A 23,575-nucleotide genomic window follows, 5' to 3' on the forward strand; every position below is an offset into this window, starting at 1 on the left:
AATTCCTCCTAAAGGTAATATACATTCCCGGATGCTGATTTTTTCATTCTATTCATTATACTCTTACCCAAATTTATATCCTCTACACCTTCTGCAATGATGATATCAACTGCATTTGCATCCATCTTTCTTAAGTTTGTAAAAAGGACATGACTCATGACCGTTAAATCTTTTTTGCTTCCTAAGGATAAGTTATAATACTCATTAAATTTTTCTATAGACTCTTCAAAAGCTAAAATACCAACTTTTAATCCTTGATTTTTATACTCACTAGCCCTTTCTAATAATTTTTCATAAGCCTTATCTCCAACATAAACTTCAACTTTTGCTTTAGGAGCGTAATGTTTATATTTTTGTCCTGGAGATTTTGGTATGCTTTTATCATCTATAAGGGCATCGTCAAGTTTTACGTTATCTAATATTGTTCTTATATATTCATAAGTATAATAACCTGGTCTTAGGATTGTTGGTATATTCTCACTTAAATCTATAACTGTTGATTCTATACCTATATCTGCCTCCCCGCCATCTAAAATCATAGGAATTCTTCCACTCATATCAGCCAAAACGTCACTAGCCCTAGTTGGAGACGGTCTTCCTGATATATTAGCACTTGGTGCAGCAATTGGTGTATTTGATAATTCAATGAGCTTTAGAGCTATTTTATCTTTTGGCATTCTTATTGCAACCGTGTCTAGTCCTGCTGAAACCGTATCAGGCACTACAGATGATTTTTTTAAAATCATAGTTAGAGGTCCTGGCCAACACAATTCCATAAGCTTTTTAGCTTCATAATTTACATTATCAGATAAATTATATAGCATAGTTTTATTAGAAATATGTAAGATGAGTGGATTATCAGATGGTCTCCCCTTTGCATGGTATATTTTTTTTGTTGCTTCTGGATTTAAACCATCTGCTCCTAATCCATACACTGTCTCTGTAGGAAAAGCTACTAACTCTCCATTTTTAATTAAGCTAGCAGCTTCTTTTAATATATCTTCATCTATATTATTTTGGTCTATATCAAAAATCTTCGTAATCATTTTTCGCCTGTTTTTCTAATTGTTTTATTTGCTTATCAATTTCTTCGTCAATTAAAATAGTGTAAGTAGGGTCCAAGTGGATACTTAAATTTAAACCTACCTTATCTTTTACTTTTTTCTGGATATTTGTTATAAGTTGATGTGCTACTAATAAAGATAAATTTTGAGATATCTCAACATCAACTGAACCATCCAAATGTCCTTTTCCATACTCGTGTATATGAAGATTATGGTAACCTACTATAAAATTATTATCCATTAGGATATCACCGACCTTTTTTTCAATCTCAGGATCTACTCTTTGACCAATCAAATATTCTATAGAATCTTTAAAGAGATCCAATCCTGGCTTAAATACAAAGCAAGCAAGTATTAGCCCCATAAGAGCATCAACACGTATATTAAATTTACTTTCTAATATGGCACCTATTATTATTCCTGTAGTTGCAAGTATATCATTTCTTGCGTCAACCATAACTCCAAAGTTAAGATCAGAATCAAGTTGATTGTAAAGTCTTTTATTTAAAAAATAAATATAAAATTTAGCCACTATACTTAGTATTAGTACTAATATAGCAATCAAATTAAATTCAGTTTGATCTTCTAGGGCATAGTGATGTAGAGCATTAATAAAAAGTTTTGCTCCAACATACATAATTAATATACCAACCAAAAGTGATATTATACTTTCACTGCGTCCATGGCCAAACGGATGTTCTTTATCAGCTGGTTTCTGGCTAAGCTTTGATCCAAACAAAGCCATAAGAGAAACAACCGTATCTGATAGATTATTAAAACCATCATTTACTATAGCAGAAGAATTTGATGCATAACCTACACTAAGCTTAAATATAACCAAAATTATATTAATTATAATAGCTATGGTAGATGACAAAGATATCAATTTTAATCTTGTATATGGATTTTCAATATTTTTATAATCTTTTATAAATTTACTTGCAAAGAAATTAAACAAGTTATTCTCCTATTTGTTCAAGCTTTCTTGTTTGATCTTCAGCTATAAGTGAATTTATCATTTCATCGATATTACCATTCAAAAAATCTTCTAGTTGATAAATAGTTTTATTAATTCTATGATCTGTTATTCTACCTTGAGGAAAATTATAAGTTCTAATTCTCTCGCTTCTATCGCCTGTACCTACTTGAGACTTTCTATTATCTGCTATTTCTTTATTTCTTTTTTCTTCTTCAAGTTCATAAAGGCGAGCTCTAAGTACTCTCATAGCCTTATCCTTATTTTTAATCTGACTTTTTTCATCTTGACAAGTTACAACAAGGCCAGTAGGAATATGAGTTAGCCTAACAGCGGAATCAGTAGTATTTACAGATTGTCCACCATTTCCGCTAGACCTATAAACATCAACTCTAACATCATTTGGATCTATGGTTATATCAACATCATCAACCTCTGGAAGTACAGCCACAGTTGCAGTAGAAGTATGGATTCTTCCGCCTGATTCTGTTTCAGGTACACGTTGAACTCTATGCACCCCAGATTCATATTTTAATTTGGAATAAGCTCCTTCTCCTTTTACAACAAAGGTAGCTTCTTTAATTCCTCCTACGCCTTGAGTGGTAACTTCAATTTCTTCTGTTTTAAATCCAACCTTATCTGCATACATGTTATACATTCTATAAAGGTCACCTGCAAAAAGTCCGGCTTCATCACCACCAGCTCCTGGTCTAATTTCTACAATAACATCCTTTGTATCATTAGGATCTTTTGGTATTAATAAAACTCTCATATCTTCATTATATTTTTCTAAGTTTTTCTTTGACTCAGAAATTTCTTCTTTAAGCATATCAAGCATTTCGCTATCATCTGTTTCATTCATCAATTCTTGATTTTCTTCTATAGTCGATTCAGCATTAAGAATCTCTTCATATTTTTCAACAATTGGCTTAAGAGAATTATATTCACGAGATATTTTTGTAAACTTGTTCATATCCGATAATACTTCTGGATCAGCTAGTTTCATTTCCAAATCTTTATAATTTTCTCTTATATGCTCTAAATTTTCAAACATACTTATCCTTTCTCTGCAATGATAAATCTATCAAAGCCATTAAAATCCTTTAAATTAATAATATTTTTAAAATCAGATTTGATCAATAGCTTATTAACTTCTTCCTTTTGATCATATCCAATTTCAAAAATCAAATGTCCTTTTTCATTTAAATAAAGAGAAGCATCTTTAATAATAGCCCTGTAAAAATATAAGCCATCATACCCTCCATATAAAGCTGATTTTGGCTCATAATATAATTTTTTATCCAGGCTCTCATAATCATTTCTATTTATATAAGGTGGATTTGAAATAATTATATCAAATTTTTGATCTACATTCTCAAATAAATCACTTTTTATAAAGTTCACATTATCTATTATAAGCTTTTTCTTGTTATCTCTAGCTAAAGATAAAGCAGCTTCTTCTATATCTACACCTAAAACTTTTGAACTTTTTAGGTTATAAGCTAAAGATAAGCTGATAGCACCTGATCCAGCACCTATATCTAATATACATTCTTTGTTAAAATTTGATTTTATTAAATAGTCCACTATAATTTCAGTTTCAAATCTTGGAATCAAGGCTCTCTCATCAACTATTAAATTTATATTATAAAAATCCCATTTTCCCAATGCATATTGTAATGGATAATTTTCATTTAATTTATTTTCTATATCCAAAATTTTTTTAGTGTTTTCTTCACTCAAGTCTTTATTGGCATTCAAAAATATGTAAGATTTTGGTTTTTCTAATACATAGCTTAAAGCTATTATTAAATCTTCATTTTTTTTATCAATTATATTCTTAATCTTCATTATATACACAAAAATAAGGTTAGTTTCCTAACCTTATTATTTTCTACCGTATCTTCTGTTAAATTTCTCAACATTACCACCACGTTCAGCAGTTCTTTGTTTCCCAGAGTAGAATGGATGGCAATTACTGCAAACTTCCACTTTGATTTCTTCTTCAGTAGAACCTACTTCAAATTCATTTCCACAAGAAATACATGTAACTTTTGCTTGGTGGTATTCTGGATGGATTTCTTTATTCATTTAAACACCTCTATTTCTCATTCAATAAGCATTTTTAATTATACCATCTTTTTTAGATATAATCAAGACTTTAAAGGGTTTTGTTGATAATTTCAACAAATTTTTCATTTGAAGGTGTTTTCTTCATTATATCGATTAATTCAGTAATAGATTCAGTGTTATCTAGATCAGATTTGCGAATTTTATAAATAGATTCAAGTTCATTTTTACTTAAGAGTAAGTCTTCACGTCTAGTTGATGATTTTTCAACATTAATTGCTGGGAATATTCTTCTATCTGATAGTCTTCTGTCTAAGTGTATTTCCATATTTCCTGTACCCTTAAACTCTTCAAAAATGAGATCATCCATACGAGATCCAGTATCTACTAAGGCTGTAGAAAGAATAGTTAGTGATCCCCCATCTTCAATATTACGAGCTGCCCCAAAAAATTGTTTAGGACCAACCAAAGCCATAGGGTCTAGACCACCAGAAAGTGTTCTACCAGATTGAGGAGTTATAATATTATAGGCACGAGCAAGACGGGTAATAGAGTCTAGTAAAATAACAACATCTTTTTTGTCCTCAACAAATCTTTTTGCCCTTTCTAGTATCATTTCAGCTATTTCTATATGATTTTGTGGAGGCATATCAAATGTTGAGGAAGCAACTTCTGTTCTCATATAGTCATTATTTGGATCTCTGTACTCATTGACAAATCTTATAAAATCTGTAACTTCTTCAGGTCTTTCATCTATGAGAAGAACAAATATTTTTATATCATCATAATTTTTTTCTATAGATCTTTCTATATTTTTAATTAATGTAGTTTTACCAGCTTTAGGCTGAGAAACAATTAATCCTCTTTGTCCACGTCCAATTGGTGAAATTATGTCGATTATTCTACCAGAAATATTCTCACTTGTAGTCTCTAGCTTAATTCTTTCTTGAGGATAAATAGGAGTTAGATCTTCAAAAGAAGTTCTATTGAAAGCTTCCCCAGGTTTTATACCATTTACATCTGAAACAAATATTAAAGGTGCAAATTTATCTTTATCATGTTTTTCGCGAGCTATACCTTTTATGTAATCACCAGTTTTTAGTCTAAACATTTTAATTTGTTTAGGTGGTACGTAAATATCATCATCACCTTGTTCATAAAGATCACTTCTTAAAAATCCAAAGCCATCTGGGAGAATCTCCAACACTCCCTCACAATCAAACTTAGCTCCTAAATCATTATCTTGCTTTTCTTGTTTTTCTTCTTCTTTTTCTTTTTGAGCTTCTTCTATTAATTTTATAAGCTCATCTTTTTTATACTTTGTAACTGCTGAAATTTCTAATTCCTTAGCTAATTCTCTTAGTTCAGTTACCTTATATTCTTCATAATTTTCCATAATATCCTTTAATTAAAGAAAGGACCAATTGGCAAAAGCAAACTGGCCCTTGATTTTAAAATTTTATTAATTAGCTGATCGTTCACAACCAAACATTTCTATTTTTTCGAAAATAGTTTCTTTGATTGCTTCAGTACCTGGTGCTAATAGTTTTCTTGGATCAAATCCCTTACCTTCTTTGTCTTTGCCAGCTTCAACATATTCTCTAGTTGCCTTAGCAAAAGCTAATTGACATTCTGTATTTACATTTATTTTTGAAACACCAGAAGATATAGCTTTTTTGATTTGATCTTCAGGTATACCAGTACCACCGTGAAGAACTATTGGCATATTTACTGCATCTGATATCTCTTCAAGTCTATCAAAACTTAATCCTTGCCAATCATCTGGATATACTCCGTGAATATTTCCAATTCCAGCTGCTAAGAAGTCAATCCCTAAGTTTGCTAATTGTTTACATTCTTCAACATCTGCTAATTCGCCAGCACTGGTAACACCATCTTCTGATCCTCCAATGCCACCTACTTCAGCTTCAACGGAAATGCCTTTAGCATGTGCAAGTTCTACTATCTCTTTAGTCTTTTCTAAATTTTCTTCAAGTGGTAAGCTTGAACCATCGAACATAACGGATGTATATCCAGCTTCTATACAAGCTTTTGCACCTTCGTATGTTCCATGGTCTAGATGGATAGCTACTGGAACAGTTATGTCTAACGAATCATGAAGGTCTCTTACTAAATCAGCTACTACTTTATAGCCACCCATATATTTATTAGCACCTTCACTTGCCGCAATAATTACCGCAGTTTGTTTTTCTTCTGCAGCTTCTAGAATTGCTTTTGTCCATTCAAGGTTATTTGTATTAAAGTGTCCAATTGCATATCCATTTTCATAAGCTTTATCTAACATTTCTTTTGCATTAACTAACATTAAAAACTCCTTTTTATTTCTCAACTAATACCATAATACCCTAAAATCTATCTAAATCTTCTTTTACAGAAGAAATAACTGTATTTATTGCTTCATCTTTAGTGATTTTATAATTTTTCATTGCTTTTCTTGTTGAATATTCGACAATATTATCACTTGCATCTTTTCCAACTGTAATCCTATATGGAATACCTATAAGATCACGGTCATTAAATTTAACTCCAGCTCTCTCTTTTCTATCATCTAAAAGAACATCTATTCCCTTTTTCTCTAATTGTTTATAAATATCTTCACCAAGTTTAGATTGTTCTTCGTTATTTATATTTACTATTGTCACAATAGCTTCAAATGGTGCAACTGCAGTTGGCCAAATAATTCCATTATCATCATAATTCTGTTCTACTATAGCAGATACAGAACGAGAAATACCTATACCATAACTCCCCATTATAAATGGTTGTTGCTTTCCATTTTCATCTAAGAAATATGCTTCAAGTGCTTCTGAATATTTTGTACCTAATTGGAAAATATTACCAACCTCTATACCTCTTGCAGATTTAAGTATTCCAGACTCATCATAGGCCATATCACCTTCTTTTGCCATTAATAAGTCTTCAACTACTTCTCCTGTAAAATCTCTATCATAATTCGCATTAATATAGTGATAATCAGTTCTATTTGCTCCAATTACAACATTATTCATTTTTGTAATTGATTCATCTATAAGGATCCTTACATCTTCTAAACCTTTTGGACCAGTAAAACCAGCTTTAGCACCTGTAAACTTTTCTATAGTCTCGTCATCCATCATCTCTACATCGTGCTCAGCTACTTTTAAATATGATAAAAGTTTTGCATCGTTAAGTTCACGATCCCCTGGGATTATTACAAATACAGGTTCTCCTTTTATATTTAAATCAACTGCCTTAGCAAACTTATTTGCTGGTATATTTAAAAATTCACTTACTTCTTCTATACTAGTAACATCTGGTGTTTTGACTAACTCTAATTCTTTTTTATCTTCTGGAGAAAAATCAAATTTAAATCTTGCTTTCTCATCTGTAGCTGCATAGTCTGAATCTTCAGTATAAAATATTACTCCTTCTCCTGTTTCAGCTAAAGCTATAAATTCGTGGGAAACTCTTCCTCCCATTGATCCTGTATCGCCCTCTACTATTTTATAGTCAAGTCCCATTCTATCAAAAGCTTCTACATAAGCATCCCACATAAGCTTATAGCTTTCTTCCAAACCTTCCATATCTTTGTCAAAAGAATAAGCATCTTTCATTAAAAAATCACGTGATCTATTTATGCCAAATCTAGGTCTTTTTTCATCTCTAAATTTATCTACTATTTGATATAAATTTAATGGTAATTGCTTATAAGAATTTAGCTCATCTTTTATAAGAGCTGTTAAAGCTTCTTCAGCGGTTGGCCCTAGAGCATATTCTCTATCGTTTCTATCGGTAAGCTTAAACATTTCAGGACCAAAAGTATCCCATCTTCCACTCATTTCCCAAATTTCTCTATCTTGTAGAACAGAAGTAGAAATCTCAATTGCATAGTGATTGTCCATGGATTCTCTTACAATATCAATAATTTTGTTTTTAACTTTTTGTCCAAGTGGTAAAAATGAATAAATACCACTCCCTTGTTTTCTTATAAATGCTCCACGAACTAATAACTTATGACTTGCTGTTTCCGCATCAACTGGGTTTTCCCTTAAAGTTGGCATATAATATTTTGATAGTCTCATATTTCTCCTTTAATTAATATCTTTCATTGACAACCCTATTCTTTGTCTATCCTTATCAATTTCTATAACTTTTACCTTTACAATATCTGAATTGGTTAAAACTTCATTTGGATCTTTGATAAAATTATTACTCATATTTGAAATGTGTACTAATCCATCTACACCTACTCCTATATCAACAAATGCACCAAAATCAGTTATATTTCTTACTTTACCCATCATTTCATCATCAATCTTTAAATCATCAATACTCATAATTTCTGATTTTGTTAAAATTTCTGGATTGTCTTCTCTAGGGTCTCGCCCCGGTTTTTTAAGCTCTTCTATAATATCTTTAAGTGTAGGCTCACCTACTTCCAATTTTTGGCTAACTTCGCTTATATCTATAGTTTCTAAGTTATAATCTTTTAATTTTTTAGCAATTCTATAGCTTTCAGGATGAACAGCAGTATTATCTAAAAGCTCTGGTGAATCAGGGAATCTTAAAAATCCTGCAGCAAGTTGATAAGTTTTATCTCCTAGACCTTTTACATTTTTAAGATCTTTTCTATATATAAGATTTCCCTCTTTAAATTCTTCTTCTATGCGTCTTGCTAATTTAGGACTAAGTCCAGATACATAAGAAAGTAGTTTATAGGAAGCGTTATTAATTGTAACGCCAACTTCATTTACTGTATCTTCAACAACCTTTGAAAGCTCCTCATCTAATTTTTTTTCATTTAGATCATGTTGATATTGACCAATTCCTATATGTTTTGGTTCAATTTTTACAAGTTCAGCCATTGGATCCTGCAAACGCCTTGCCATTGAAATTGCCCCCCTGATTGTTACATCAAGATCAGGAAACTCTTCTTCACCTAGTGTTGATGCCGAATAAACAGAAGCTCCCGCTTCATTTACTACCGCATAAGCTATATCTAAATTATTTTCACTTATTAGTTTATTTACAAAAATTTCTGTTTCACGACTAGCTGTTGCATTTCCTAGTGCAATTAAGCTAACATTATATTCCTTAATCAGATCAGTTAGAATATCCATAGACTCTTTTTCTTTTTTATGGGGTTCTACAGGATAAATAACTGCCTTATTTAAATATTTACCGTTTGGATCAACAACCGCCACCTTACATCCCGTTCTAAATCCAGGATCAAGTCCCATTACTGTCTTGCCTTTAATAGGCTTTTGGAGTAAATAAGGTTTTAGATTATTAGAAAATACTTTAATTGATTCATCTTCTGCCATATCAGTCAAATAATTTCTCAGCTCTGTAGTTATTGAAGGCAATATTAAACGTTTATAAGCATCATTTACACTTATATTTATTAACTCTCTTTGATAATAATTTGAGCTATCATAAAGGTCTGATATAAGTTTTTTATTATAGTCGTCTGAAAATTCAACTTTAACACTTAAAGCTTCTTCTTTTTCGCCACGATTAATAGCTAAGATCTGATAGGATTTTAAATCTCTTACTTTTTTATTAAAATCATAATAAGTTTGATATACACCATTAGAATCATCTTTTTGACTAGCTTTTAATCTAGCTCTCATCATACCATCACGCCTTACAATATTTTTTGCTTGAATATTATTTGAAATATCTTCTGCTAGTATATCCAAAGATTTTTCAATCGCTTCTTTTGAAGAGCCTATATCCTCATTCAAAAAATCTTTCGCAAAGTTCGTAGCCTCTTCTGGACTTTTTGTTTCATCTAAGAGATATTTTAAAAGAGGTTCAAGTCCTAATTCTCTTGCCTTATCTGCACGAGTTTTACGTTTTTTCTTAAAAGGAGCATACATATCTTCAAGTAAAGTAAGAGAATTCGTAGCTAGTATTTGTTCCTTTAGCTCCTCTGTTAAATTATTTGAGCTTTCAAGAGCATTTATAATTTCTTCTTGTCTTTTTTCTATATTCCTTAATTTATTTAAATTTTTCTCTATATTCCTAACATCAACGTCAGAAAGATTTCCAGTTTTCTCTTTCCTATATCTTGATATAAAAGCAACTGTCGACCCTTCATCCAGAAGACTTATTACATTAGAAATATTTTTTTCGTCAATTTGTAACTGTTCTGATAAAATACTTTGTATATTCATAATTTCCTTATATAAATAATAGTTTCAAAAAATAAATAATCAATAAGTGAGCTGGATAAAATATGTAAAACGCCCACTTATTTTGTTTACCTCTTTGTCCATTGTATAACATTATTAATGGTACACTTAGGTAGACAAAACCATAACTTACAGCTATTCTATAACCTCCAATAGCAAATTCAAATGCAAAACCAATTATAATAGCAAGTGCTGTAAGGAATTTGCTATCTTTAGCAAGATAAATTAAAATTATTGCTAAAACACCCATAAATTCATAATCTGTTTGTAAAATAGATGCTAATAGCATGAATAATACTGATATTAATATTATCCCTATTATTCTTATAAATAAATTTATATCTCTTTTTAATAATAAATCTATAAAATAAATAGCTAAAGCTCCTATTAGTAAAGTAAATATAACATTTTGGCTATCAGTATAAAATAAGCTTTCATGTATAGCTAAATCAAATGGAATTTCAGAAATAAGAGCAAAAATAAACATTCTCATAAAATATTTTTTAATATTACTAGTGTATATAACAGCCTGTACTGTAAAAAAGCAAAATATGGGCATAGATATACGACCTAAGAATACAAAAATATCAGCCATTGTCCAATAATCAGGTCCTAAATCATATAAAAACCCCGTTTGTGCTAAATGAGATAGAAACATAGTAAACATTGCTATATATTTTATATGAGCACTAGTTAAATATTTCCTATTTCTTAACCGAGTTTTAGTATAATTGTTTTTATCTTTATAATCTATATTAGCCATACATTCCTCAATTACCAGTAATAAAATTGACCTTATACTTAGGAAAATTCATGCTGATTACTTTACCACTTACATTCGCATAATCTTTCTCATCTATATCATAAATATTAGATGGATCAAAAAAAATTATTGAGCTAGATATATTCATAGCTGGCTTAGCAATAAGTTCAAATTTATAGTCATTCTTAGACTTTGAGTATGTAAGCAAAATATCAATAAACCTACCATAATCATATTCATTTATACTCTCAAACTCCAAATCTATTTTATATTCACTTTGCTCATGAATTTTTAAAATAGGTCGCTTGCTTGTATAAGAAATTTTATTCCCAGACTTAAGATTTGTTATTGCAATAGTTGTTTCATTTCTAGGGTCATCAAATCCTCCAGTTAGCATCCTTAATAATTCAGTATTCGAAATCTCTGGATCATCAACTTCTCTATTAATAGATAGTTTAGCATGCTTAGAATCATTTAAATCAAAGTCATAATTTTTAACTTGACTTACTTGGCTAACCTTAATTTTCTTTCTAACATCTTTAGGTTCTATAGCTTGCGTAGGATCATCAACTTTGCTATTTAATGTTTTTCGTGTTTTTCTTCCTGAATTTTTAGAATTAGTTTTATTTTTACTTTTAGTATCTTCTTTTAGATAGTCTTTAATTTCCTTAAAATCCATCTTATCTCCTAATACAATGCTTTCTTTAGTAGATAAGTACTTATAGGTAGATATTAAAGTTTTTATAAGCATAAATAAAAAAGCAGCTGATGTAAAAATCCTTGTAAGCTCTATACCTATATAATTCTCAATTTTTAGTAAATTAGCTATAAGCATAATCAAAAAAGGAGCCATTCCGGTAAATTTTAAAAAATGTCCAATTTTAGAATCTGTTTTGTAGGGCTGATCAATATTAAGTTTACTAATCTTAATTAACATCTTAGCAATTTTGACAAAAAATATCATAAACCCTACAACATATAGGATAGTTACAGCATTATAAAGACCTGGCACATTATAGTATAAATCAAAAGGTAATGACTTAATTGCATAATCTATTCCAAATGCAAGAGCTAAAACAAACAGGCCAGTTTTTCTAAAAGTTCTAGATATTATAAAAATTAGAAGATTTACTATTATAAAAATAATAGGTATGAATGATATTCTATTATTAGTTATAATCTCTTGTAATTGTCTAAAAATAAGTGAATAGTCCATAATATCTCCCATATAATTATATCAAAAATAGGAATACTTACAATATTCTTAAAACTAAAATATTTAAATTATCTAATAATCCTTATGGTATATAAGGCTAATTTATTAGACATGCCAGCTAATATATAAAAATAACCTTTACTATATAAAAGCAAAGGTCTAATGGAGCTTCAAACAGGAATTGAACCTGCAACCTACGGTTTACGATACCGTTGCTCTACCAATTGAGCTATTGAAGCATTTTATAATTTGATTATACTTTTTATTTCCCATACTAACAATCAATTAAGCTAAATTGATTTTCATAAAAAAGGATGCTAGATATCTAGCATCCTTTAAATTATAATAATATGTCTAAGTTTTATGTATCTTATTCTGGATCGATTGCGTCTACTGGACAAACTGAAGCACAAGTTCCACAATCAATGCAAGTATCAGCATCAATTTCGTATGCATCATCTCCAGCTGAGATTGCGTCTACTGGACATTCTCCTGCACAAGTTCCACATGAAATACATGTATCTGATTCTATAACGTAAGCCATATTTACCTCCTAATTATTTTGTAATTATAGTATACAACAACTATTCAATTTTGTCAACAAATAAGCAAATATTTATACCCTTTCGTGCTTATTTTCTATAAATATACAAAATGATAATCGTTATCATCTTTTAATTATCTATATTTATATCTTTTAGTTTATAAATTTTATCCTCATTTTGTTCGTCTTCCGCTATATATACTCTTACCTTACATTCCTCTTTAACATAGTCACTACTTATGACCACACCATCACCATCACACGTTTTAACTCTCTGACCATATTTTGGCATAACTTTTTTCATTTTTGTATAAGAATCTTCTTCGTAAGATAAGCAACACATTAGTCTACCACATAACCCTGAAATTTTATTAGGATCTAAACTTATATTTTGATCTTTAGCATATTTTATTGATAGAGGAGCAAAATCATTTAGATATCTTGAACAACAACATTCTTGTCCACAGGAACCATGAGATTTAATAAGTTTAGCATGATCTCTAACTCCTATCTGTCTAAGTTCAATTCGAGATTTAAAAGTAGTAGCTAAATCCTTTACTAAATCTCTAAAATCAACCCTCTTATTTGCAGTAAAATAAAAAGTTATTTTACTTCTATCAAAATTATATGCACTATCAACAACTTTCATATTAAGTTCATAAGAATCTGCTGCTTTTTGACATATTTCAATCGCATCTTTGGCATCAATTTCATTTGAACAATGTTTATCTAAATCAGCATCATCAGCCACTCTTATAACTTCATTAAGCTTTTTATCAAATTTTTTCTCATCAATCTCAAAATTAGTTAAAATAACTTCCCCAATATCTAAGCCATTATCCGTTTCTACTACAACTTTTTGTTTATATAAAAATTTTTTATTGTTCGAAGAAAAATAGTATATTTTACCAATTTCTTTAAATCTGACTCCAACTACATCCACTATATTTGACCTCCCTTGTATATACTATATATGAGCTCTTCTAAGGCTAATTCATAATTAATATTATTCTTAAAACCAGTTTTTATAGTATATAGCAAGTTAATTATCTCTTCTAGATTATCTAATGATATGCTCTCTAATTTTCTTATATTAAAATTAACATCTTCAATAATTAAATTTTTATTATATTTATAATTAACAATCTCTTGAAATATATCTATACATGCATCTACAATTGTAAATCTGTCATTTTTATAATTTTCAAAGAAACTTTTATTTTGATAGTAGTATCCAATATTCCCTCTATAAACTTCTGCTATAATTTTGCTAAGTTTGTCATAATCTACATCTCTTTTAATTTTTTTAGCGTTAAGATTTATGATTTGACTTCTTGATCTAATAGTGGGTAAAAGCAAGTTTCTGTTGGTAGTAGTAAATATAACAATATTATATTCCTTAAGCTCTTCCACAGTTTTTAGTATAGCATTAGACCCTTCAGTTCTCATATTATGAGCATTATGAACTATATAAATTTTTATAAGTTTATTTTCTGGTTTATGGGCTATATCTTTAATCATAGCTCTAATTGATTCAATATCTATTATATCATTTTCTTTATTAATTATATATAAATCAGGATTAAGATTATTTTCTATGTAAATACCTTTATCTTCAAATATCTTACTAGCAAATTCTTTCGAATACTCAAGGTTGTATTTGTCATTTGGAGATTCAAAGATATAGGCATGAGATAATAAATTATGTTCGATTTGATAATCTAATCCACTCATAATCTAATATATTGATCAACATCTAATATAAATATAGTAGCCCCTCCAACAGATATATCTACCGGAACAGTATTAGTTAGTAGCGAAGATTCAGCTGATGGATTAATAATAGTTGTAGTGGTATTTCTTTTCTTACAATTTGCTTCTATTATTGATAAAACTTCGTCAAGCTTTTCTTCTTCTACACCTATTAAAAGAGTCGTATTCCCCTTTTTTAAAAATCCACCTGTTGTAGATAATTTTGTTACTCTATATCCACTTTCTGTTAAAGCATCCATCAAAAAGTTGACATCTGCATCTTGAACAATTGATATTAATAGTTTCATATTATTCCTCCAATAAATCCTCTATCAGCTCTAATACATTTTCACTTACTTGATCAATAGATAGACTAGCATCCACTTGCTTTATATCTTCTTTATATTTTTCAGATAGATCTATATACGCATCAAAAATTTTTTTATGAAAATCAAAGTCTTCTCTCTCAAGTCTATCCGCTGTGAAATTGGCTCTTTTTCTAATTAAAGCTGTCTTGTAGTCTATATTAAAAAATATAGTTAAATCAGGCTTTATAAATCCAGTAGCAAAATCATTTATTTTTTTAACTTCATCTATTCCTAATCCTCTACCAACACCTTGATATAAGAGAGAGCTTAATACAAATCTATCACACAATATGATCTCACCTCTATTTAAGGCAGGTTTTATTTTCTCCTCCACTAATTGTGCACGACTTGCCGCAAACAAAAGACATTCTGTTTTAGAATTCATTTCAATATTTTTATTATCGATTATAATTTCTCTAATTTGCTCACTTATAGAAGTTCCACCAGGTTCTCTTACAAGCATAATTGGATATCCTAAATCTATTAGTTTTTCATTAATATTTTTTAATATAGTTGTTTTTCCAGATCCATCAGGTCCTTCAAACACGATTAGTTTTCCATTCATAAGTATATTATAGCAAATGATAGTGATTTATTGCAATAAAAAAGACCCTAAGGCCTTTAATTTATTATTCTTCAGATGATTCTTCACTAGATTCTTCTGTTTCATCTACAGTTGGTACATCCGCTGCATCAGCTTCTTCATCTTCTGGAATAACCTCTTCAGTAACTTCTTGTAATGAGCAAACAACTTCATCCTCTTCTGCAAGAACTATAATGTTTTCATTTTTAGAGATATCTAAGTCTGCTACAATTCTGTTATCGCCGATTTGGAAGTCAGTAATATCTACTTCAGCAGTTTGTGGAATGTATTTTGGTAAACATTCTACATCAATGTTATCCATATTTTGTACAAGTACTGAATCAGAAATATCTAAATCATCACGACCAAGTAAAATAACTGGAACGTTAACTCTGATTGTTTCATTTTGGTTAATTGCTTGGAAATCTACGTGTAAATATTGATTTTTGTATGGATGTGTTTGATAATCTTTTATAAGAACATCTTTTTTATCTCCATCTATATCTAAAGTTATGATAGTTGATGTTCCAGCTTGTCTTAGGATTTTATCAAACTCTCTTGCTGTAAACTGTACGTTTAGATTATCTTCTCCTTTGGCATAGATAACGCCTGGAATTAATTCTTCTTGTCTTATTTTATTTACTTTATTTTTTCCAGTAGCTTCACGCTTATTCGCATTTAAAACTAAGTCTGCCATATTCCCTCCTTATATATTCATACTGACTAATTATACCCTAAAAATCTATCCTTTACAATGGATTGTTTTTATAATATGATATTAATTAGATTAATATTATTATTGCTCGTAAAAAAGGAGATATTATTATGACCTCACGAGAAGTAAAATTAGGTAAGATGTTCTTATCCGTAGATGGAAAAAAATTAAACATTGGTGATAAAGCGCCAAACTTTAAAGCTATAAATAATGACTTATCAGAATATAACTTTTATTTAGAAGGGGATGAAAAGGTAAAAATAATTTCTGCATTGCCTTCAGTAGATACATCTGTTTGTGAATTACAAACTTATTTATTAACTAAAGAAGAAAAAGACTTTTCAGACAATTTGTTAGTTTTGAGCATATCAAATGATTTACCTTTTGCTCAAAATAGATTTATTAAAGATAAAAATATTCAGAAAATAAAATTTGTTTCAGATTACTTATATAATGAGTTTGCAAAATCTTATTCACTTTATATTAATGAGATAAAATTAATTAATAGAGCTATATTTGTTATTGATAAAAACAATATAATTAGATATATAGAATATCTTGACCAAAATACTGATTTACCAAATATTGACAAAGCTTTGGAAGTAGCCAAATCATTAATTTAAAATAACCCCCTATAGTAAAAATAAGGTGACCCCAAAAAGTTGGACTTAACATCAGACGTAGATTTATATCTGTGTCTGATGTTTTTGTTTGTACTTTCCCCTAGGGGAAAGTCGATTTTTTAAGCAGCATTCCTTCTTCTATACTCTACTGGTGATAAGTATCCTAATTTTTCTTTTATTCTTTCTTCATTGTAGTATTTGATATACATTTCTAAGGATTGTTTTAGTTGTTCATAGGATTTGTAAGTTTGACCATAATACATTTCTTGTTTTAGTATTCCAAAGAAGTTTTCCATAGGAGCATTATCTAAGCAATTACCTTTTCTTGACATACTTTGACTTATTCCATATTGTTTTAGTCTTTGTGTGTATTGATTTATTTGATATCCCCATCCTTGATCTGAATGAAATATTCTTCTTTCTTTGCAGTCGCTTGTTATATTGATGGCTTCTTCTAGTGGGGTTAAGATTGCTTGCATTGTTGGTCTTTTACTTATGGAATATGATATTGTCTCACTATTATACATATCTAGAAATGCATTTAGGTACAGTTTATCTACTCTCATATTACCTTTATCATCAGTGGTGTAATATTTAAATTCTGATGTATCTGTTGTTATCTTTTGATGCGGTAGTTCTGATTTAAAATTACGATTTACTAGGTTGTCTGATAACTTTCCTATATTTCCTTTATATGATGAATACTTAGATTTTCTTCCAAAGCTTGTAACTTGTAGTTTGAGCTTTTGGACTAATCTTTGTACCTTCTTTTTGTTTATTATTATTCCTTGGTTTCTTAAATGACCATATATTCTACGATAGCCATAATTTTTATGATTAGCTCTAATATCTATTATTTTTTCTTCTAAAACAGCATCTTTGTTAATTTTATCGAATCTTTTTTGCCAATACATATATGTTGATTTTGGGAAGTTGAATTTCTTTAGTAAATCTTTCAATTTGTATGTTGATCTAAGTTCATGTATTATCCTGGATATTTCTTCTTTCTGAGTTTGTCCCTTTGTCTCAATTCTCTCTTTTTTTTTAAGAAATCTACTTCCATTTGTAGCCAATATACTTGATCTTCAAGTTCTTTGATTCTATCTTTTTCTTCTTGGCTATATTGTTTATCTGTTAATTTAATAGCTTTTTTATCTTCTTTAGTCATACTTGAAGTCCTTCCTCGTTTTTTGGGTTCTAGTCCTTCAATACCATACTTTCTATATTTGCTAACCCAAGTACATATCATAGATGGATTTGAAATGCCTAAATTATTGGCTAGTTCTTGATAGGACCGTTCCCCTGTTAAGTACAACTTTACTACATTTCTTTTAAATTCTGAAGAATATGATTGTTTTTCTCTAGATCTTTTCAATCCTTCATAACCCAGTGTTTGATATGCATTAACCCACACTCTTATTAATTTTCTATCTGGGATATTAAATGATTTGGCTAAAGATCTATAGCTTTCTTTACCTTCTAAATATTTCTTAACTACTTCATATTTGAATTCTGTACTATATTTTGCCATGAAAAAGCTGACCTCCTTAAGTTGGTTGGTCCAACTTTAAGGGGTCAGTTCAAAATTTTCTTACTAAGGGGGCATTTTTTATTTTATAAACTCATTGTATTTTTCTCTATCATATACAACATCTAGTTCACCCACAAATGTAGTATATCTATCAGGATAGCAAAATCCTTCTTTGAATCTATATAATCCATCTTTTGAATCTAAGGAAAAAGTTCCACCAAAGTCAAAATATTCATATCCATTTTCTCTTGACCATTTAATTTCTTCCCATATCATATTGAAATTAGGCATTTTATTGCGCATCTGATTAGAGCTAGCTGCATATAAATAGTAAACCTTATTGTTATATGGAACTAATAACGAAGCAGATAAAGCTTTGTCTTCAAAATAGGAAGTGAATATCACTCCTCCCATATTATTGATTAATCTTTTAAAATACTCTTTAGGTCTATGGCCTATCCCTTGTCGATCTGCCATAATTTTAGTTAGTTCATAGAACATGTCAAGAGTTTTATCATTTGTTTCTTTTATGGTTTTGATCTCATTTCTATAAGACTTTCTTATATTTCTACGAGTAGATGATGAAAAGCTTTCAAATAGGTCATCTTCACTCATTCCAGATATCGGCAATATCATATTATATCTTGGCTGAGTGAAAGAGTGAGGATTTTCACCAAAAGTTCTTACATCATATCCACGTTTTTTATACTCATAGATAGCTTTTTCATGAAACTTTAGCTCTGGATCAATTCTTAATAGAAATGCATCATATTTATCTTTTAATACTTCCGCTTCTTTTATAAGAGAATCAACTAAATCGTAATTAGTAAAATCACATACAGGCCCTCTTGGTGCATATAGAAAATATTTTCCATTTGGATTTTTAATTCCTATTACACTCATTGCCGCAATTATTTGTTTATTTTCTTCTATATATATATAATCACTAGTCCAATTTTCTTTAACCTTCGACCAGTTTGTATCCTGCATTGGTCTAGCATATTGATTATTTCTTACAAATTCATTATATCTATCTAAATCTTCTTTACTGTTTACTATTGGCATTGCCTCTCCCTAATCTATCAATCCTTGAAGTAGGGTCAATGTAGTAATCGCCCCTATCCCTTTCTTGCATGTTAGGACTTTTACATCTAAATCTTCTAAGTCCTCATAATTAACGTCACCTTTTATCTTACCATTTACTATAGAAGTTCCAACATCTATTATAGTTTGACCATCTTTGAAATAACTTTTATCGTAATAGTCAGCTCTTCCTATAGCGCTTATAAATATATGTGAATTTTTTATATAATCTATAGGATTTTTTGTTTCACTATTTATAACAGTTACCGTAGCGCCCTTATTCATTAGATAGGTAGATAATGGTAGACCTATAAGTTCAGTCCTATTGGCAATAACTATATTTTTTGATTTTAGATCTTCATTTTTTTCTAAATACTTTACTACTGATTTTGGTGTTGCTGGTAGATAATTGCTGTTTCCTGCCATAGCATGCCCCATGGATTTATATGTAAAAGCATCTACATCTTTTAATTTTATATTTTCTTTTAAATAAGAAATTCCATCAAACTTGTCAAATGGCAACAATATAATAAATCCATCTTTATTATTACAGGAATTTGTGTATGCAATTATATCTTCTTTACTAGCATATAAATCAAATTCCTTATAAAAATATCCTATTTCAAATTCCCTACAGCGTTTTATAATATAATCTCTATAATATAATTCTTCTTCTGAAGGATTCATAGCTAATATATGAAGATTATTTTCTATAGTAGATGTACTTAGCTCAGTAATTAATTCTTTTTTAATATCATTAGTATTTAAAATTTTCATTATTTACCTTTACCTATGTCCTTAAAATTTAGAATATAATTCTCTTACTTCTTCAAGTTTACCACAGGACATTTTCCCTTCAGGACATGGTCCATTTATACAATTAGGTCCAGCGTTTTTAAAAAGCGTTGGATATACCTTCTTGCATATTTTTACCATTTCAAAAGCCATATTTCTTATTTCCCACTGAGCTCTATTACAACATCTTAATGAAAAAAAGTGCATTAGAGATCTTGTATTCATGGTAAATACTATTTTTGTCTCACAAGCATTGGGAAACACGTATCTAGCATCTTCTATAGCAAGCTTTTCAGCTTTTCTCCTAGCTTCTTTTTCTGCAATACCCTCTTTAATAAAAGAATTATAATTTTTATTAAATAAAACATCAGTAATCTGGCTATAGTTTTTTTGATCCTCTTGCATTGCTTTAATAAAGACTTCTTTAGCTTCTTCATTTTCCTCTATAGAAGGTGGTATTATGTATTCAAAATTATTTATCTTAACATAACGTTGAGATTGTTGCGAATAAGATGCTAATCTATGCCTAACTAACTGATGACTAAGTGACCTAGATATACCTTCGGCAGCAAAGGTAAAACTTGCATGCTCTATAGGTGATTCGTGCCCTAAATTATTTAACATATTTATGTATTTTTGAATAGCCTCTTTACTTAAATTTTTGTCTATTTCATCAACACCAACAGACGAATAACACAATTTACCTGCACTCGCTATAGTTTCTTCTGCGTTTTGTGTATAGTTTATCAATTTGATTTTCATTATATAAATCCTTTATATTGTTTAGCTAACGACTTATCTTTCTTTTATTAATAAATAGATATTAAAAAAGGCCCCTAAGGGCCTGAACTATCAAATATTAGAATATTCTCCTAGCTCCACTAAATACTTTTTGATAATAAGAACTGTATACATTATCGTACTTTACACCTGATTTTGGTGTTGAAGCATGGATGAATGTTCCATCTGAACTTACTACTATGCCAACGTGATCAAGTGATCCTCTATTTGAGAAAAATACTATATCTCCTGGTTGTAAACTATTTATATTTACAGAATATCCTGAGTTAAATTGTGCTCCAGATGAATGAGGAAGATTTACACCTAGTTGTTGGTAAACATATTTTACAAGACCTGAACAATCAAACCCAACTGATGGATTACTAGAACCCCATACATAAGGACTTCCTGCAAAGCCGCTTGCAATATTAGCTGCTTGCTGACCATTTACATTTGCAACAGGTGTAGATTGCTTTTTTTCTACAGCAACTTCTTGTTCATCTACTACTTCTTCTGAATCTGAGGATTGTTGTGGATTTTGATTGTTTTGAGTATTCTCTTTAACTTCTGGTTGACTTGCTACTTCTGTAGTTGAAAGATAAGCGGCTGATGTATAAGCAGTTTTACCCTTATAATCAAACTTAACCCAACCATTTAGAATTTCTCCACTAACTTTAGTACCTTTAGTTAAAGCACCTAATATTTTGCCATTTAAAGCTTTATCTCTTACATTTAAAGCATTTGTATTATAAACCCAACCTGTGAAAGCTTGACCTTTTTCTTCTTGTTTAGCTTCTTGATTTTTTTGAACATTTTCATTATTTTTTTCTTTTTTTACTTTTTGTTCTTTGGCCACTTTTGCTTCTTGTGCCTTTTTAGCCTCTTGATCTTTCTTAGCTTCTTCAGCTTTTATTTTAGCATTTTCTTCTTTTTGTTTAGCACTGACTTGATCAACTAAGCTTTGTGGATAATTATCAGAAAGATAAGAAAGTTTTAGATATCCATCATTGGTCTTTAACCAATCACCTTCAATAGCACCTGTAACTTTGTTACCTGCTAAAAGAGTTTTGATTACATTTGAATTATTATCCATAGACTTAGAATTTCTAAGATTTAAAGCTTCTACATTTACATATTTTACTGCTTGTATAACTTTATTTTCTTTTACCTTATCTTCTGAAGTATTTTCATTCTTCTTAGATTCTATAACCTCACTATTATTATCTAAATAATTAATGGAATCAGTAGAGTATGCAACTTCTTCTATGTCATTATCATCTTCACTTTCATTAGAATCTAGATCTTTATTATTATATTCAATAAGTTCATCTTCTTCTGACTTAGAATTGGAGTTATTAGTACTTTCTGCTAATTCAACGCCATCATCAAGTTCTTCTTTTTCTTGATCAGTAGATTCTTCTTCTGGTTTAGATTCTTCAGTTGATTCTTTTTTTATGTCATCTGCATTTTTTTCTGAATTAGTGACTTCCAATTCTTCTTTAATAGGAGTAGCATCATCTGTTTTGCTATTATCAATAGTTTCTTTTTGAACTTCTACTTCCTTTTCTTCGTTATCAGATACTTCTTCATTAGAATCTTTTTCTTTTGCTACTGTTATATTAGTTGCTAAAATAGATTTTGCATTTTTTTCAATATTCGCAACCTCTTCTTCAGTTTCTTTTGTATTTTGAACAGTTCTTGTTTCATTAGCAATAGCTGTATTTTTCAAATCATTAGTATAGTCTGCTTTAACCAAAGAATAATAATCATAAGATTTATCTGCATAATTTGGTTGTATCATAGAGTTGGTATTTTTATCAGCATCTAAGTTATTAATTGTTGAAGCGTAAGCTGTAGCACCAGCTGTTACTGCAGCAACTACTGATAAGGCTGCACCAATCTTTTTTTTATCCATGGGTTTTAAATTCCTCTCTCTTAATATATTTTAAGTCCTGAAATAAAATCTGAATATATTTTATACTTTTTTAACAAAAGTGTCAACAATTTGTTACAAAAAAATTACATTATATACAAGTAATTTATATATATTGTGTGAACCTAGCAAATTCTAACAATATATATAAATTAAATTATTAATATAATGTAAAAATAACAAAGATATATATAATGATTAGTAACAAATTGTTACAAGTATGTAAGGAGCAAATCTATAAGCCGTGTTCTGTATTAGACAATCATCTATCTAGACTTACTGTCGCCAATAAGCTCAAGCGAACAACCATTCTGGATCAAAGCCGAGCAAACTTTGTTTATCATCCCTTCGTTCTTGCACTGGATGGGGTTTACATAGCCTATATGTCACCATATAGCTGGTGAGCTCTTACCTCGCCATTCCAACCTTACCAACTATTGTTGGCGGTATACTTTCTGTTGCACTTGCCTGAAGATTACTCCTACTTGACGTTATCAAGCATCCTGCTCTATAGTGCACGGACTTTCCTCGTACATAGCCGCGATCGTCTGATTTACTCCATGTTTTAATATACCACAACAA

24 protein-coding genes, 1 tRNA gene and 1 other RNA gene are annotated in these 23,575 nt (G+C 29.7%); 1 reads left to right on the top strand and 25 read right to left on the bottom strand.

Annotation, left to right across the window (positions count from 1 at the left end):
- Positions 1-8: 8 nt before the first annotated feature.
- The 18 genes from J2Z39_RS06960 to J2Z39_RS07045 form a co-directional block, all read right to left on the bottom strand.
- Positions 9-1,046, bottom strand: coding sequence for an L-threonylcarbamoyladenylate synthase (locus J2Z39_RS06960; RefSeq protein ID WP_209814484.1), 1,038 nt, complete (start codon positions 1,044-1,046; stop codon positions 9-11).
- Positions 1,027-2,022, bottom strand: coding sequence for a cation diffusion facilitator family transporter (locus tag J2Z39_RS06965; protein ID WP_209814486.1), 996 nt, complete (start codon positions 2,020-2,022; stop codon positions 1,027-1,029). The genes J2Z39_RS06960 and J2Z39_RS06965 overlap by 20 nt, the downstream gene beginning before the upstream one ends.
- Position 2,023: 1 nt before the next feature.
- The gene (prfA, locus tag J2Z39_RS06970) at positions 2,024-3,094 is read right to left on the bottom strand and encodes a peptide chain release factor 1 (RefSeq protein ID WP_117522220.1); all 1,071 of its coding nucleotides are present in this window, start codon (positions 3,092-3,094) and stop codon (positions 2,024-2,026) included.
- Positions 3,095-3,096: 2 nt separating this feature from the next.
- Positions 3,097-3,891 (bottom strand): peptide chain release factor N(5)-glutamine methyltransferase, encoded by a 795-nt coding sequence (prmC, locus tag J2Z39_RS06975; protein ID WP_209814488.1) that lies wholly within the window; start codon positions 3,889-3,891, stop codon positions 3,097-3,099.
- A gap of 36 nt (positions 3,892-3,927) precedes the next feature.
- Entirely contained in the window at positions 3,928-4,131 is a 204-nt protein-coding gene (rpmE, locus tag J2Z39_RS06980) for a 50S ribosomal protein L31 (protein ID WP_117522218.1), read from the bottom strand.
- A gap of 70 nt (positions 4,132-4,201) precedes the next feature.
- Complete coding sequence (rho, locus tag J2Z39_RS06985) at positions 4,202-5,506, bottom strand: transcription termination factor Rho (RefSeq protein WP_209814490.1); 1,305 nt, start codon at positions 5,504-5,506, stop codon at positions 4,202-4,204.
- A gap of 66 nt (positions 5,507-5,572) precedes the next feature.
- Entirely contained in the window at positions 5,573-6,436 is an 864-nt protein-coding gene (gene fba / locus J2Z39_RS06990) for a class II fructose-1,6-bisphosphate aldolase (protein WP_117522216.1), read from the bottom strand.
- Positions 6,437-6,476: 40 nt separating this feature from the next.
- Complete coding sequence (locus J2Z39_RS06995) at positions 6,477-8,192, bottom strand: proline--tRNA ligase (protein WP_209814492.1); 1,716 nt, start codon at positions 8,190-8,192, stop codon at positions 6,477-6,479.
- A gap of 9 nt (positions 8,193-8,201) precedes the next feature.
- Positions 8,202-10,289, bottom strand: coding sequence for a Tex-like N-terminal domain-containing protein (locus J2Z39_RS07000; protein WP_245325738.1), 2,088 nt, complete (start codon positions 10,287-10,289; stop codon positions 8,202-8,204).
- 7 nt (positions 10,290-10,296) lie between these two features.
- Positions 10,297-11,070, bottom strand: a complete 774-nt coding sequence (locus J2Z39_RS07005; RefSeq protein ID WP_117522213.1) for a TraX family protein — start codon at positions 11,068-11,070, stop codon at positions 10,297-10,299.
- Between the two features lie 7 nt (positions 11,071-11,077).
- Complete coding sequence (locus J2Z39_RS07010; RefSeq protein ID WP_117522212.1) at positions 11,078-12,286, bottom strand: hypothetical protein; 1,209 nt, start codon at positions 12,284-12,286, stop codon at positions 11,078-11,080.
- 163 nt (positions 12,287-12,449) lie between these two features.
- Positions 12,450-12,525: transfer RNA gene (locus tag J2Z39_RS07015), tRNA-Thr, on the bottom strand.
- Positions 12,526-12,656: 131 nt separating this feature from the next.
- Entirely contained in the window at positions 12,657-12,830 is a 174-nt protein-coding gene (locus J2Z39_RS07020) for a ferredoxin family protein (protein WP_117522211.1), read from the bottom strand.
- Between the two features lie 130 nt (positions 12,831-12,960).
- On the bottom strand, positions 12,961-13,773 hold the full coding sequence (locus J2Z39_RS07025; protein ID WP_117522210.1) for a PSP1 domain-containing protein: 813 nt from the start codon (positions 13,771-13,773) through the stop codon (positions 12,961-12,963).
- Positions 13,773-14,564, bottom strand: a complete 792-nt coding sequence (locus J2Z39_RS07030; protein ID WP_117522209.1) for a DNA polymerase III subunit delta' — start codon at positions 14,562-14,564, stop codon at positions 13,773-13,775. Before J2Z39_RS07030 ends, J2Z39_RS07025 begins: the two co-directional genes overlap by 1 nt.
- Positions 14,561-14,890, bottom strand: a complete 330-nt coding sequence (locus J2Z39_RS07035; RefSeq protein ID WP_117522208.1) for a cyclic-di-AMP receptor — start codon at positions 14,888-14,890, stop codon at positions 14,561-14,563. Before J2Z39_RS07035 ends, J2Z39_RS07030 begins: the two co-directional genes overlap by 4 nt.
- Position 14,891: 1 nt before the next feature.
- On the bottom strand, positions 14,892-15,515 hold the full coding sequence (gene tmk, locus J2Z39_RS07040; protein WP_117522207.1) for a dTMP kinase: 624 nt from the start codon (positions 15,513-15,515) through the stop codon (positions 14,892-14,894).
- A gap of 64 nt (positions 15,516-15,579) precedes the next feature.
- Positions 15,580-16,230: a 50S ribosomal protein L25 gene (locus tag J2Z39_RS07045; protein WP_117522206.1), complete on the bottom strand. Its 651-nt coding sequence runs from the start codon at positions 16,228-16,230 to the stop codon at positions 15,580-15,582.
- 128 nt (positions 16,231-16,358) lie between these two features.
- Here J2Z39_RS07045 and tpx point away from each other — a divergent pair, with 128 nt between their 5' ends.
- A complete protein-coding gene (gene tpx, locus J2Z39_RS07050; RefSeq protein ID WP_209814494.1) occupies positions 16,359-16,871 on the top strand; it encodes a thiol peroxidase in 513 nt (170 codons plus the stop codon).
- Positions 16,872-16,990: 119 nt separating this feature from the next.
- Here the strand turns inward: tpx and J2Z39_RS07055 are convergent, their stop codons facing one another.
- The 7 genes from J2Z39_RS07055 to rnpB form a co-directional block, all read right to left on the bottom strand.
- Entirely contained in the window at positions 16,991-17,944 is a 954-nt protein-coding gene (locus J2Z39_RS07055; protein ID WP_209814496.1) for an IS3 family transposase, read from the bottom strand.
- Positions 17,857-18,402 (bottom strand): helix-turn-helix domain-containing protein, encoded by a 546-nt coding sequence (locus J2Z39_RS07060; protein WP_209814498.1) that lies wholly within the window; start codon positions 18,400-18,402, stop codon positions 17,857-17,859. Before J2Z39_RS07060 ends, J2Z39_RS07055 begins: the two co-directional genes overlap by 88 nt.
- A gap of 78 nt (positions 18,403-18,480) precedes the next feature.
- Positions 18,481-19,467 carry a lipid II:glycine glycyltransferase FemX gene (locus J2Z39_RS07065; protein WP_209814500.1) on the bottom strand — a complete coding sequence of 329 codons (987 nt, stop codon included), beginning with the start codon at positions 19,465-19,467 and terminating at the stop codon, positions 18,481-18,483.
- Positions 19,468-19,476: 9 nt separating this feature from the next.
- Positions 19,477-20,262, bottom strand: a complete 786-nt coding sequence (locus tag J2Z39_RS07070) for a bifunctional 5,10-methylenetetrahydrofolate dehydrogenase/5,10-methenyltetrahydrofolate cyclohydrolase (protein WP_209814502.1) — start codon at positions 20,260-20,262, stop codon at positions 19,477-19,479.
- A 21-nt stretch (positions 20,263-20,283) separates the two neighbouring features.
- Entirely contained in the window at positions 20,284-21,042 is a 759-nt protein-coding gene (thyX, locus tag J2Z39_RS07075) for an FAD-dependent thymidylate synthase (RefSeq protein ID WP_209814505.1), read from the bottom strand.
- 97 nt (positions 21,043-21,139) lie between these two features.
- Positions 21,140-22,975: a C40 family peptidase gene (locus J2Z39_RS07080; protein WP_209814507.1), complete on the bottom strand. Its 1,836-nt coding sequence runs from the start codon at positions 22,973-22,975 to the stop codon at positions 21,140-21,142.
- A 240-nt stretch (positions 22,976-23,215) separates the two neighbouring features.
- Positions 23,216-23,553: RNase P RNA component class A (gene rnpB, locus J2Z39_RS07085), an RNA gene on the bottom strand.
- Between the last annotated feature and the right edge of the window lie 22 nt (positions 23,554-23,575).

It is taken from the genome of Anaerococcus nagyae (assembly GCF_017874535.1).
Lineage (GTDB): Bacteria > Bacillota > Clostridia > Tissierellales > Peptoniphilaceae > Anaerococcus > Anaerococcus nagyae.